The following is a 12,061-nucleotide window of genomic DNA, read 5'->3' as shown; positions in this document are numbered from 1 at the left end:
TAACATTGGGGGATTGAGGGGCTGTAACCATTAAATGTCATGGGGGCATGAGGTTTGGTAATGCCCCGCAGAAACCCGGCGCAATTGTGTTTAAAATGCCGCCCCCCATCAAACTGCTGGCCCTGCCCGATGAACGCTGACGCTCTCTCCACCCTTCACGACCATTTGCTGAAAGCCCTGGCCGATGCACCCGCAGAAACCCGTCGGTTGTTCCATGGCCGGGGCCGGTGCTGGCCGGGGCTGGAACAAGTGACCGTCGACTGGCTGCAGGGCGTGCTGCTGGTGTCGCTGTTCAAGGAACCTGAAGCGGCGCAGCTGGAAGATTTGAAGCAATTGCTGATGGCGATCACTGAGTCGGCGCAGTGGCAACAATCAGGGGCGCAGACCCTGTTGCTGCAACACCGCTACCTGCTGCAAAGCACCACCGAGTGGTTGCTTGGGGAAGCGATCGAGGAACTGATCATCACCGAGGGCGGCCTGCGTTATCGAGTGGACCTGGGCCGCAAGCAGAACACCGGGTTGTTCCTCGACATGCGCTATGGCCGTGATTGGGTGCGCGCCAATGCCGAGGGCAAGCGCGTGTTGAATCTGTTCGCCTACACCTGTGGCTTTTCGGTCGCCGCCATCGAGGGGGGCGCCGAACACGTGGTCAATCTGGACATGTCCAGCCCGGCCCTGAACAGTGGTCGCGACAATCATCGACTCAACGGCCATGACATGAGCAAGGTGAGTTTTCTCGGCCATGACTTGTTCAAGTCCTGGGGCAAGGTGATCGGCAAGGGCCCTTACGACCTGGTGATCATCGACCCGCCGTCCTTTCAGAAAGGCAGTTTCCTGCTGACCAAGGATTACCAGCGTGTGTTGCGTCGGCTGCCGGAGTTGCTTAGCCCTGAGGGTACGGTGCTGGCGTGCATGAACGATCCGGCGTTCGGGGCGGACTTCCTCATTGATGGTGTGATGCGTGAAGCGCCGGGTTTGCGGTTTGAGCGGCGGCTGGAGAATCCGCCGGAGTTTCCGGATGCCGATGTTGAGTGCGGGTTGAAGGCGTTGGTCTTCACACTCGGGAGCTAAGTGCTGTTCACTGTGGGAGCGGGCTTGCCCGCGATGAGGCCGTCAGATCCAACATTCATTTCGTCATTACACTGCCATCGCGGGCAAGCCCGCTCCCACAGGGATCTGTAGCGGACCCAAGATAGGTGGGCGGCCTCGAATTCAACGCGGCTGCAACACCAGCGCAAACAGCTCGCCGTGACCGTTCACGTTGAGCTTGTGATAGAGATTGCGTCGATGCACTTTCACCGTCTCCGGCGAGATGCCCATTTGCTGGGCAATGGCTTTGCTGGAGAAGCCCTGGAGAATCAGTCGAGCCGTTTCGACTTCCCGTACTGACAATCGCGCATCGAAGCGATCCAGCAGGGTTGCCAGATCGCCGGCCACGGCTTCGGCAGTCGTGCCCTGCGGCGGCATCACTTGCAGGTGCCGGCGCATGGCCGACAGCACCCAGTCCCGCACGCACAGCAACCGCCCCTGCTCTTCGAGGGTGAACCGTGTCGAGCGCCCCAACGACAAACCGAGCACGGCGCCGTCGACGTTGACCATGAACTGCAACTCGTCACCGCCGACCACCGAACGAAAGTAGCTCAGGTAATACTCGCTCTGCTGAAACTGGTCGGGGGCCACCGAATCGAGGCTGTGCAAGCCATCGGCAATGCCCGCGCAAGCCGCTTGGTAAAACGGATCAAGCAGGTACATGCCAGCGCTGTAGTCCGCCAGTTCTTCGTGTTCGGTGGCGCCACCTTTTGAGTCGAAGTCGATCAGCAAGCGCGGCACTCGCCCCTCCCGCATCACCGCCACCAACGCGTTGTCCAGCGGCACCAGCAGCCGCAACGTGTCGACCAGCGCGCGCCAGAAACCGTCGTGACCCAACGCGCCAAATACCCGCGCCAGCCCCTGGTGCACCGGCAACTCTTTCAACAACGCGTCCACGCACTACCCCTTTCGAGTAACCCATGATGGGAATGGGTGTGTAACCCGCCTGCCGATACGCTGCAAGCACCTGTTCATCACCGGCCTGCAGCAGGCCAGGAGTGCCGCAACATGAGTCGTCGCCGTCAACAGATCAATCTTGGACTGAGCGCCTGTTTGTGCGTTTCGCTGTCGGCGGTCGCTGCCGAGGGTCCCACGGTTCATGTCTACAACTGGTATGACTACATCGGCCCCACCACCCTGCACGACTTCAAGCGCGACACGGGTATCGAGCCGGTTTACGACACCTTCGACAGCGCCGAAGTGCTGGAAGGCAAACTGCTGACCAGCCGCAGCGGATACGACGTGGTGGTGGCGAGTAACTTCAGCCTGCCGACCCTGATCAAGGCCGGTGCGCTGGCACCACTGCCTCGCGCACAGATGCCGGATTTCAAGAACATGGACACCGAGCTGCTGGCGAAACTGGCCCACAACGATCCGGGCAACCAGTACGCCGTGCCGTACCTGTGGGGCACCAACGGCATCGGCTACAACATCGACAAGGTTCGCGCCGCGCTGGGTGACAAGGCGCCGGTGGATTCCTGGGACCTGGTGTTCAACGAAGAGAACCTGGCCAAGCTCGGCCAGTGCGGCGTGGCGATGCTCGACTCGCCGTCGGAAATGCTACCGGTCGCCCTGCACTACCTGGGCTTGCCACCGAACAGCACCAACCCCGAGGACTACAAAAAGGCCGAAGCGTTGCTGCTCAAGCTGCGTCCGCACATTGCATACTTCAACTCCTCCAAGTTCATCAGCGACCTGGCCAACGGCAACATTTGCGTGGCGGTGGGCTGGTCCGGCGCGATGCTCGAAGCCAAGACCAACGCCGAGCAGGCCAAGAACGGCGTGAAGATCGCCTACAGCCTGCCGAAGGAAGGTGCGCCTGTCTGGTTTGACACGCTGGTGTTGCTCAAGGACGCACCGCATCCAGAGCAAGGCCTGGCCTTCATCGACTACCTGATGCGCCCCGAAGTCATCGCCCCGGTCAGCGATCACCTGTCTTACCCCAACGGCAACCGCAGCGCGACACCGCTAGTGGCCGAAGCGACCCGCAACAACCCCGCTGTTTATCCGTCGGCCGAAGCGCTGGCCACGTTGTTCACCCTTCAACCGTTGCCACCGGCCACTGAGCGAGTGCGCACGCGGATCTGGAGCAAGGTGAAGAACGGGCAGTAATGCGTAGATCCTGAGCTGGCAACAATCTGTGGCGAGGGGGCTTGCCCCCGTTGGGTCGCGAAGCGGCCCCAGTATCTGTCACCGAGGAATGTCAGACATACCGCGTGTAATGGTTTGCGACTGCTACGCAGCCGAACGGGGGCAAGCCCCCTCGCCACAGGTTCCGTGTCCACCGCGCCAGCTTTTCTGTCCGGCAATACCCTTTTTTCTGCCACGAATTGAAGATGAGAGAAACGATGAAACCACGTGCCCGCGACTTGAACATCCAGTTCGGCCAACTGCAACCCGGCCCCCTCAACGCCATCACCGATGTGCCCGGCGTGCGCGTCGGCCACAGCGATGTGCGCGGACGGACCGCCAATGGCCGCGACATCTTCACCGGCGTGACCCTGATCGAACCGCGTGCCGGGTCCACCAATCAGCAACCGTGTTTTGCCGGCGTCCATGTGCTCAACGGCAACGGCGACGCCACGGGTCTTGAGTGGATTCGTGAAGCCGGATTACTGACCAGCCCGATCGCCTTCACCAACACCCACAGCCTGGGCGTGGTGCGTGATGCGCTGATTGCCCTGGATCGTCAGGCCCAGCCCGATGACGGGCGACTTTACTGGAACATGCCGGTGGTGCTGGAGACCTTCGACGGTCTGCTCAGCGACATCAACGGTTTTCATGTGAAGCCCGAACATGTGGCCGAGGCCCAGCGCAATGCCGTCGGCGGACCGGTGACCGAAGGCGCGGTGGGCGGTGGCAGCGGGATGATCTGTCACGAATTCAAGGGTGGCATCGGCACGTCTTCGCGCCAATTGAGCAAGGCGCAGGGAGGCTGGACCGTCGGTGCGATCGTCCAGGCCAACCATGGCATTCGCAATGAGCTGCGTGTCGACGGTTACCCGGTCGGTCGCTATATGGAACAGGCTGACTCACCGTTCCTCAGGGCATCGCTGCCTTATCCGGGGATGGGCTCGATCGTCGTTTGCCTGGCCACCGATGCACCGCTGCTGCCGCATCAATGCACGCGCCTCGCACAGCGTGCCAGCCTCGGGCTTGCCCGTACCGGCGGCGGTAACGAAGACCACAGCGGCGACATTTTCATCGCCTTCGCCACCGGCAACCAACACGTGCCACCAGCCGCTTATGAAGGGAAAGGTGCGCCCACCTGCAACAACCTGAGCATGGTCAACAACGACCACATCAGCGAGTTGTTTTTGGCCGCGACTGAAGCGGTGGAGGAAGCGATCATCAACGCCGTGCTGGCCGCTGAAACGACTGAAGGTAACGGCCACACCGTGCCGGGGCTGGACGCTAAAACACTGCTCAAGGCATTGCGTCAGGCCGGTTGGCCGGGGGATTCAACGGTCGGGATCTGAAGACTCGGTTTAACGATGACGCCCGATGCAGTGCATCGGGCGGCTATCGCTTATTTTTCCAGGATCAACAGCGGTGTGTCTTTTTTCACGAGGTACGTCGCCAGCTCAGAGGCTTTGCCGTCACCGACGTTCTTCGCGACATGCGCAGTGCCTGCGGGGATGTACAAGGAGTCACCGGCCTTGAGCGTGACTGGCGCCCGCCCTTCGAGCTCATACACAAATGTGCCCGAGATGACGTAAGCGACTTCCACGCCTGGATGCGAATGCTTGGGGGATACGACGCCCGGGTCGAAATCGACACGAACCTGAATCACCTCACCCTTGGAAATGTCGAGGTCCTGGCGCACCAGGTCCGTGCGGTGAAGGCCTGTCTGCCAGCTTTTTGCCGGAGTGGCCTGCGCGGGAGCTTTTGCTTCTTCAGCCGCGAATGCGTTGAGTGATACGGCGGCAGCCAGGGCGATGCCGAGCAGGCCTGCGGTGTGACGGGATTTGATACGGGACATCGCAATTCTCCAATGAATGCCGCGGTTGCGGTGGCTTCATTACGAGGTCGCTGTGTATCGGGCAGGTGTCGGGAAACGCAGGGATTTGTATGCGCAGGTAACCCACGGCGCTGAGGATACGTTCGGATACAAACGTGGGCGCAACGTCAGTGCGGTACGCCCAGTTTGGTCACGATGTCTTCTGGCTTGAGATGTCGTCCGTCCGTTGAAACCAACTGCAGTTTCTGGATCGGCTGACGATCCTGTGCGTCGACCATGACGGATCCCGCTTCGCCGGGTTCGTACAAAAACTCGTTGCCCCACTGCGACAAGGCAATCAGGACGGTTTGCAAGGCCCTGCCCTTTTCAGTCAGCACGTATTCCTTGTAGATGCTCCCGTCAGCCGCCGGCTCCATCCGCATCACACCTTCAGCCACCAGGCCTTTGAGGCGGGTGCTCAGAATGTTTTTCGCGACATTCAGGCTTTTCTGAAAATCGCTGAAGCGCCGCGTGCCAGAAAGCGCATCACGAATGATCAACAACGACCACCAATCGCCAATGAGATCCAGGGATCGAGCAACCGGACACGGACTGCCCTGCAAGCTTTTGCGCTTCACGTAAACGAACCTCCACCAAAAGGGTGCCAACGCTGACGCTAATCCGTCAGATGGCAGGTGGTTGCATAATACAACCCATGCTGGTAAAAATCACTTCCATTGGTTTCATAATGAAACCGACAACCCGATTTCGAGTGATTCCCTGTGCCAGACGCACAGTGATTTCGCCCTCAATGGTTGCATGATAAAACCGTAGGAGATACCCAATGAAACTGGCTGGAAAAACTGCATTCATCACCGGCGGCAACAGCGGCCTGGGCCTGGCTACCGCCAAACTGTTCATCGCTGAAGGCGCAAAAGTGGCAATCACCGGGCGCAGTCAAAAAACCCTGGATGAAGCCCGGGAGGCGCTGGGGCCAAACCTGCTGGCGATCAAGGCAGACCTGACCGACGTGAAAGAGATCGAGCGCGCCGTATCAGAAGCCGTCGCGGCATTTGGCAAGCTGGATATTGTGTTCGCCAATGCAGGCATTGCGGGGTTGACCCCGGTTGGCGGCACGACGCTCGAAACCTTCCAGAACATCATCCAGACGAACCTCACCGGCACGTTTTTCACCGTGCAGGCAGCCGAGCCGCATCTCAACCCGGGCGCTTCGATCATTTTGAACGGCTCGGTGCACGCGGACATGGGCTGGCCTGCCTACAGCGCATATGCAGCCACCAAAGGCGCCGTTCGCTCCATGACCCGGGTGATGGCCGCAGAATTTGCCCCGCGTGGCATTCGCGTCAACCAGATTACGCCCGGGGCTGCGCGCACACCGGTCTGGAACCCTCACGCCGCCAAGGTTGGAATGGATGCGCTGGAGGAAAAACTGAAGACCACCATCCCGCTCGGTCGAATAGGTGAAGCTCATGAAGTCGCCACCGTCGCCTTGTTCCTCGCCTCCAGCGACTCTTCAAACATCGTAGGCGCTGAGATTGTCGTCGACGGCGGTGCAACCAGTTCGCCATTGGGCGCACCGGCTCACCGAAAAAACTGGCAGGCGTAACGGGTTTGTATCGGCGTGTATGTTCGCTGGCGATCTTACACAGCGATACACAACCACCGGATCAGGACACATAGGCATTACATAAAGGTGGAAAAGTGGGGGCTTCTCCCGTTCGTCCGTAAAGCGGCGACATAAACGGTGAGGCCCCCACCCCTTTAGCAGGAACCCGTCATGATCAATGAAATCGACACCGTGCTGTATACCGGCAAGACCCACACCACTGGCGGCCGCGACGGCCAATCGAAGAGTTCGGATGGACGTCTGGACATCAAGCTTTCCCCGCCTGGCTCTTCAGGGGCTGGCACCAACCCGGAACAGCTGCTGGCTGCCGGCTGGTCGGCCTGTTTCATCGGCGCGATTGGTAAAGCGGCTGCCGCGCTGAAGGTGACCCTGCCGAGCGGCGTCGCCGTTGATGCCGAAGTGGATCTGGGCAAGACCGAAAACGCCTTTTTCCTCCAGGCACGTCTCAACGTCAGCCTTCCGGGCCTCGATCCTGTCATCGCACGGACGTTAGTGGATGCCGCGCACCAGACCTGCCCGTACTCCAAAGCGACCCGTGGCAACATCGACATCACCCTCAACCTGGTTTAAGCCGGGGCCACATTGCGGCCGGCCTTCCCGGCAGGCTGTACCGGGTTGTTCCCTATAGCGTTTATCCATCCTGCCGACCTTGCCCAAGGACGAAATCGGTCTAAAAAGTCCGGCTTGCGTTTCGCAGCCTTTGCTATTCTAAACCTGTAGGTGAAGACGCAGACTGATGCGCAAGAGGATAGCGAGGAAGCGTGGGGCGCGCTCCTAAGGGTACACGGTTAGAAAGATCTCCGAGGTGAGGTCCAGCCCTTATGCCGTGTGAAGCAGGACAGCACAAAACTGTTCTGTCAGAAGCCTGATAAACCTTGTAAGCCAGAGACCAGCGCTGGCCACCTACTCAATTCCAAAGCCCGCCCTGTGCGGGCTTTTTCGTTGTGCTCTGAAAACGGGAGTCAATGCCACCTCCCCTAAATCTGACCGCTCGTCGCCAAGCAGGCCGTTCCCCTCTTGACTTCGACTGGCGACTGCGCGAATATTATTTCCATCGCATACGATACACGCGTATACGTCAGACAACCAAACCCTATTGCACCTTTGAGGATTCACCCCATGAGCAAGATTGAAAAAGTCCTGGCCTCCGGCAAAACCCACACCACCATGAGCAGCACCGGTACCACTTCGCGCGGCCATAACGGCAGCCTCGACATCGTGCTTTCTTCGCCCGGCAGCACCAAGCCAGTCCATGAATTCGAAGGCACCCAACCGCACCCGAAAGCCGAACAACTGTTTGCCGGTGCCTGGTCGGCCTGCTACATCGCCGCCGTCGGTCTTGCCGCCAAGCAGCGCAACGTTGAGCTTCCATCCGATTTGTCCGTCGATATCGAAGTCGACCTGGGCCAGACCGGCGCCGATTACTTCCTCCAGGCACGCCTGACGCTGCGCGCTCCAGGTCTGGATCAGGGCGTCGCGACAGAAATCGCCCACGCCGCAGACCAGATCTGCCCGTACTCCAAAGCAACACGCGGCAACATCGACGTGGCCCTGAACGTTCTCACGGCCTGATACACCGCGAAGCTTTGACATCAATTGGCTTTCTAGAAACATCACACATATCGCATGCGATGCAAGCGCATACGAACACAAACCTTATTGAAACATTCAGGTAATCATCCATGAGCAAGATTGAAAAAGTACTGGCCACCGGCAAAACCCACACCACCGCCAGCAGCACCGGCAACACCTCGCGCGGCCACAACGGCAGCCTCGACATCGCCCTCTCGTCGCCCGGCAACGCCCGGCCTGCGCATGTGTTCGCCGCCACCCAGCCGCACCCGGCCGCCGAGCAATTGTTCGCCGGCGCATGGTCGGCCTGCTACACCGCCGCCGTCGGGCTGGTGGCCAATGACCTGAACGTGGTGCTGCCGGCGGACATGTCCGTCGACATCGAAGTCGACGTCGGTCAGACCGGTGCGGAGTACTTCCTTCAAGCTCGCTTGACCCTGCGCGTACCCGGCCTGGCGGACGATATTGCAAAGACATTGGCGCACACCGCTGACCAGATCTGCCCGTACTCGAAGGCGACGCGTGGCAACATCGACGTGGACTTGAACGTCCTCACGGCGTGATGCATCGCGCGGCGGGTTCGACGTTGCCCTGCACGTCGACCCGCCGGAAAGCAGAAACGAGGTTCTCGGACGCGACCGGTCTGATGCAGAATGAGTTCACATCACTGCAGACGTCGATCAAGACTCTGTGCAACAACCTGATCACATCAATGAACACTGAGGAGCAAGCGATGACCACGCACACTGAAACCGCAATCCTGGCCGGTGGCTGCTTCTGGGGCATGCAGGACCTGATAAGGAAACAAAAAGGCGTGCTGTCGACGCGAGTCGGCTACTCCGGCGGCGATGTGCAGAATGCGACTTACCGCAACCATGGCACCCATGCCGAAGCGATCGAGGTTGTGTTTGATCCGGCCGTCACCAGCTACCGCCAGATCCTTGAGTTTTTCTTTCAGATCCATGACCCGTCGACCGCCAATCGCCAGGGCAACGACATCGGCCTCAGCTACCGTTCGGCGATTTTTTATCTGAACGAAGAGCAACAAGCAGTAGCCGAAGACACCGCGGCCGACGTCGATGCCTCTGGCCTGTGGCCCGGCCGGGTCGTGACTGAAATCGTCCCCGCCGGCCCGTTCTGGGAGGCAGAACCGGAGCATCAGGACTACCTCGAAAGACTGCCGACCGGCTACACCTGCCACTTCATTCGGCCGAACTGGAAACTGCCGAAACGAGCGTGATGCTTTGAGGCCTGGGTTCCGTTAATGGAACCCAGACACCTTTGCGTCAGGTATTGGTTTTCAACTTGGTCCACAGCCGTGTGCTCAGCCGTGCGATTGCGGCGGGCAGATCCTCTACCGTAAACAATTTATCCATCACGGTTTTCGGCGGGTAAATCGCCAGGTCCTGCTTCACCGCCGGATTGACCAGCGTGTCCGCCGCCAGGTTCGGGTTGGCGTAGTGAATGCTGTTGCTGATGTTGGCGATGACGTCCGGCTTCAACAGGTAATTCATGTAGGCGTAGCCGTTCTTCTCGTGGGGTGCGCTCTTGGGCATGACCACCATGTCGAGCCACAGGGTCGAGCCTTCGTCCGGGATCGAATAGGCGATCTCGATGCCGTTGTTCGCTTCCTTGGCGCTGGCCGCCGCTTGCACCACATCACCGTTGAAGCCAATCACCACGCAGACATTGCCATTGGCCAGGTCACTGACGTACTTGGACGCGTGGAAATACTGAACGTAAGGCCGGATCTTGAGCAGCGCCTGCTCGGCTTTCTTGTAATCCGCCGGCTCGTGGCTATGGGGCGGCAACCCCAGGTAATTAAGGGTGATCGGCAGGATTTGCGTTGGATTATCGATAATCGCCACGCCACATTCACTCAACTTCTTGATGTTGTTCTCATCAAAAATCAGGCTCCAGGAATGGGTGACGTCGGTGGTGCCGAAGATCGCCTTGATTTTCTCGACGTTGTAGCCAATTCCCGCCGTGCCCCACATGTACGGGTAGCCGTACTGGTTGCCCGGATCATTGACCTCGAGTTTTTTCAGCAGCGCCGGATCGAGGTTTTTCCAATTCGGCAACTGGCTCTTGTCCAGTTTCTGAATTGCGCCGGCCTTGATCAATCGCGACAGAAAATGGTTCGACGGGCTGACCACGTCATAACCGGTATTGCCGGTCATCAGTTTTGATTCCAGGACTTCGTTGCTGTCGTGGATGTCGTACGTCGCCTTGATCCCGGTTTCCTGGGTGAAGTTGTTCAAGGTGTCGTCGGCGATGTAGCCGTTCCAGTTGGAAATGTTGACCTCTTCAGCCGCATGAGTGGCGGCCGAAAATGCCGTGAGCGCAACCATCAGGGAAACAGTATGGACCTGCATGTTGAATCACCTTTTTGTTCTTTTGTGATAACCGGAATCTAGATTTCTGTCCTGGCCCGGACCGCTTCGACGCGCATCCGAAACAGGGCGCCGATGTCGAGCAAGGGGCGCGGCGGGAGCCAGCCGGGCTGGGCTCTGTCCATCACGGAGTCGAGCAACGGCGAGCCAACGCCCGATGCAAACTCGGCGAGCAATCGGCCCCAAAGCGTGCCGCGCGCCACGCCCGAGCCGTTGCAGCCGGCCACGGCAAACACGCCCTCTTCCACCCTGGAAAAAAACGGCTGCCCGGAGCGTGAGGCGCTCAGGTGTCCGGTCCAGGTGTGCTGGATATCCTGCTCGGTCAGCCACGGGAAACGCCGCTGCAAACCCAGCACATGATGCTGGCGACGGATCGCCAGTTCATGGCCGGACAAATCCCGCGAACGGTATTCCGCAGTGTTGCGGATCATCACCCGGCGATCAGGTGTCAGCCGCACCGTGGCGCCAAGCGGACGGGTGGACAGCACGCCCCAGGGCTCGACACTGCCGATGTTGCGAAACTCTTCCTCGCTCAACGGCCGCGTAAGGCTGGCGCTGAGTTCCATGGCAAAGGTGCCGCTGTCCTGGATGCCGGCGCGCGGCACGAAGGCGTTGAGGCAGATCAGCACCTGCTTCGCCTCAATGCTGCCATCGATGCCGTTGGCCCGCACCCGCCCTTTACCCAGACGATCGAGGCCGGTGATGTCGGTGTTTTCGTAGACGCTCACGGTCTCCGGCAGCGCTTCCAGCAAGCCCTTCACATATTTCGCCGGTTGCAGCAACGCATTGCCCTTGCCGCACCAGATCGCGGCGCGGTAATGCGGGGTGCCGAGTTTCTGCTTCAGTTGTTCGCCTTCGAAAAACTCCGCCGATGCACCGAGCGCCCGCAGGGTGTGCAGCTTGGCGTCGATGTGAGTCAGCTTGCCGGGATCACTGACGGCAAAGAAATAGCCCGAGTCCCGGAAGTCGCATTCAATGCCATGAAGGGCAATCACTTTGCGCACTTCCGCACTGGCGGCACGGGAAATCGTTGTGTCGACTTCAAACCCGGCGAACCCGGCGTTGCCGATCAGCTCATCATTGGCGGGATGTTCGTGGGCCACCACGAATCCGGAATTACGTGCCGAAGCGCCCTGCGCCGCGCGCTGCCGGTCGACCACCACGATACGCGCCAAAGGGTGCATCTGCGCCAGCGCATGGGCGGCACTCAGGCCGGTAATGCCGGCGCCGATGATTAGCCAATCGGCCTTTTGCGCGCCGATCAGACGATCACGCGCCGGAGCACTTCCTGCTTGCGCGATCCAGCCACATTCATTATTCATGCGTCACCTGCCTAAACTGTGGTTCTGCTAACCGACACATGCACTAATTGCATAGGCAATGGGTGATGGCGGCTGCTAGCGCTAGAATCTATTAGGT

At 59.7% G+C, this 12,061-nt stretch carries 13 protein-coding genes; 8 read left to right on the top strand and 5 right to left on the bottom strand.

Annotated features, from left to right (window positions below; all coding sequences use genetic code 11):
* The first annotated feature begins 129 nt into the window (after positions 1–129).
* Entirely contained in the window at positions 130–1,071 is a 942-nt protein-coding gene (locus ACIQV9_RS13280; RefSeq protein WP_403101849.1) for a class I SAM-dependent methyltransferase, read from the top strand.
* A 141-nt stretch (positions 1,072–1,212) separates the two neighbouring features.
* Here the strand turns inward: ACIQV9_RS13280 and ACIQV9_RS13275 are convergent, their stop codons facing one another.
* Entirely contained in the window at positions 1,213–1,986 is a 774-nt protein-coding gene (locus tag ACIQV9_RS13275) for a LuxR C-terminal-related transcriptional regulator (RefSeq protein WP_403101847.1), read from the bottom strand.
* Between the two features lie 111 nt (positions 1,987–2,097).
* Here ACIQV9_RS13275 and ACIQV9_RS13270 point away from each other — a divergent pair, with 111 nt between their 5' ends.
* Positions 2,098–3,201 (top strand): extracellular solute-binding protein, encoded by a 1,104-nt coding sequence (locus ACIQV9_RS13270; protein WP_403101845.1) that lies wholly within the window; start codon positions 2,098–2,100, stop codon positions 3,199–3,201.
* A 236-nt stretch (positions 3,202–3,437) separates the two neighbouring features.
* A complete protein-coding gene (locus tag ACIQV9_RS13265) occupies positions 3,438–4,568 on the top strand; it encodes a P1 family peptidase (protein ID WP_403101842.1) in 1,131 nt (376 codons plus the stop codon).
* 50 nt (positions 4,569–4,618) lie between these two features.
* Here the strand turns inward: ACIQV9_RS13265 and ACIQV9_RS13260 are convergent, their stop codons facing one another.
* Together ACIQV9_RS13260 and ACIQV9_RS13255 are read right to left on the bottom strand one after the other, a co-directional pair.
* The gene (locus ACIQV9_RS13260; protein WP_403101839.1) at positions 4,619–5,071 is read right to left on the bottom strand and encodes a cupin domain-containing protein; all 453 of its coding nucleotides are present in this window, start codon (positions 5,069–5,071) and stop codon (positions 4,619–4,621) included.
* 146 nt (positions 5,072–5,217) lie between these two features.
* On the bottom strand, positions 5,218–5,667 hold the full coding sequence (locus ACIQV9_RS13255) for a winged helix-turn-helix transcriptional regulator (protein ID WP_403101837.1): 450 nt from the start codon (positions 5,665–5,667) through the stop codon (positions 5,218–5,220).
* A gap of 206 nt (positions 5,668–5,873) precedes the next feature.
* Here ACIQV9_RS13255 and ACIQV9_RS13250 point away from each other — a divergent pair, with 206 nt between their 5' ends.
* The 5 genes from ACIQV9_RS13250 (at position 5,874) to msrA (ending at position 9,489) form a co-directional block, all read left to right on the top strand.
* On the top strand, positions 5,874–6,656 hold the full coding sequence (locus tag ACIQV9_RS13250) for an SDR family NAD(P)-dependent oxidoreductase (RefSeq protein ID WP_403101835.1): 783 nt from the start codon (positions 5,874–5,876) through the stop codon (positions 6,654–6,656).
* 171 nt (positions 6,657–6,827) lie between these two features.
* Complete coding sequence (locus ACIQV9_RS13245) at positions 6,828–7,247, top strand: organic hydroperoxide resistance protein (protein ID WP_403101834.1); 420 nt, start codon at positions 6,828–6,830, stop codon at positions 7,245–7,247.
* 549 nt (positions 7,248–7,796) lie between these two features.
* The gene (locus ACIQV9_RS13240) at positions 7,797–8,249 is read left to right on the top strand and encodes an Ohr family peroxiredoxin (RefSeq protein WP_403101832.1); all 453 of its coding nucleotides are present in this window, start codon (positions 7,797–7,799) and stop codon (positions 8,247–8,249) included.
* A gap of 110 nt (positions 8,250–8,359) precedes the next feature.
* Positions 8,360–8,812 carry an Ohr family peroxiredoxin gene (locus ACIQV9_RS13235; protein ID WP_403101829.1) on the top strand — a complete coding sequence of 151 codons (453 nt, stop codon included), beginning with the start codon at positions 8,360–8,362 and terminating at the stop codon, positions 8,810–8,812.
* Between the two features lie 170 nt (positions 8,813–8,982).
* Positions 8,983–9,489, top strand: a complete 507-nt coding sequence (msrA, locus tag ACIQV9_RS13230) for a peptide-methionine (S)-S-oxide reductase MsrA (RefSeq protein WP_403101827.1) — start codon at positions 8,983–8,985, stop codon at positions 9,487–9,489.
* Positions 9,490–9,535: 46 nt separating this feature from the next.
* Here the strand turns inward: msrA and ACIQV9_RS13225 are convergent, their stop codons facing one another.
* Both ACIQV9_RS13225 and ACIQV9_RS13220 read right to left on the bottom strand, forming a co-directional pair.
* On the bottom strand, positions 9,536–10,624 hold the full coding sequence (locus tag ACIQV9_RS13225; RefSeq protein WP_403101825.1) for a polyamine ABC transporter substrate-binding protein: 1,089 nt from the start codon (positions 10,622–10,624) through the stop codon (positions 9,536–9,538).
* A gap of 38 nt (positions 10,625–10,662) precedes the next feature.
* A complete protein-coding gene (locus ACIQV9_RS13220) occupies positions 10,663–11,964 on the bottom strand; it encodes an NAD(P)/FAD-dependent oxidoreductase (RefSeq protein WP_403101822.1) in 1,302 nt (433 codons plus the stop codon).
* Between the last annotated feature and the right edge of the window lie 97 nt (positions 11,965–12,061).

This window comes from Pseudomonas sp. NPDC099000 (assembly GCF_044759925.1).
Taxonomy (GTDB): Bacteria; Pseudomonadota; Gammaproteobacteria; order Pseudomonadales; family Pseudomonadaceae; genus Aquipseudomonas.
The sequence above is the reverse complement of the archived record's forward strand: the minus strand, read 5'-3'. Positions and strand labels throughout refer to the sequence as shown.

What these genes read in the sequence shown, in the direction of transcription:
- ACIQV9_RS13260 (WP_403101839.1), bottom strand. Translation starts at nt 5,071, where the DNA reads ATGTCCCGTATCAAATCCCGTCACACCGCAGGCCTGCTCGGCATCGCC.
- ACIQV9_RS13250 (WP_403101835.1), top strand. Translation starts at nt 5,874, where the DNA reads ATGAAACTGGCTGGAAAAACTGCATTCATCACCGGCGGCAACAGCGGC.
- ACIQV9_RS13220 (WP_403101822.1), bottom strand. Translation starts at nt 11,964, where the DNA reads ATGAATAATGAATGTGGCTGGATCGCGCAAGCAGGAAGTGCTCCGGCG.
- ACIQV9_RS13235 (WP_403101829.1), top strand. Translation starts at nt 8,360, where the DNA reads ATGAGCAAGATTGAAAAAGTACTGGCCACCGGCAAAACCCACACCACC.
- ACIQV9_RS13280 (WP_403101849.1), top strand. Translation starts at nt 130, where the DNA reads ATGAACGCTGACGCTCTCTCCACCCTTCACGACCATTTGCTGAAAGCC.
- ACIQV9_RS13265 (WP_403101842.1), top strand. Translation starts at nt 3,438, where the DNA reads ATGAAACCACGTGCCCGCGACTTGAACATCCAGTTCGGCCAACTGCAA.
- ACIQV9_RS13225 (WP_403101825.1), bottom strand. Translation starts at nt 10,624, where the DNA reads ATGCAGGTCCATACTGTTTCCCTGATGGTTGCGCTCACGGCATTTTCG.
- msrA (WP_403101827.1), top strand. Translation starts at nt 8,983, where the DNA reads ATGACCACGCACACTGAAACCGCAATCCTGGCCGGTGGCTGCTTCTGG.
- ACIQV9_RS13270 (WP_403101845.1), top strand. Translation starts at nt 2,098, where the DNA reads ATGAGTCGTCGCCGTCAACAGATCAATCTTGGACTGAGCGCCTGTTTG.
- ACIQV9_RS13245 (WP_403101834.1), top strand. Translation starts at nt 6,828, where the DNA reads ATGATCAATGAAATCGACACCGTGCTGTATACCGGCAAGACCCACACC.
- ACIQV9_RS13240 (WP_403101832.1), top strand. Translation starts at nt 7,797, where the DNA reads ATGAGCAAGATTGAAAAAGTCCTGGCCTCCGGCAAAACCCACACCACC.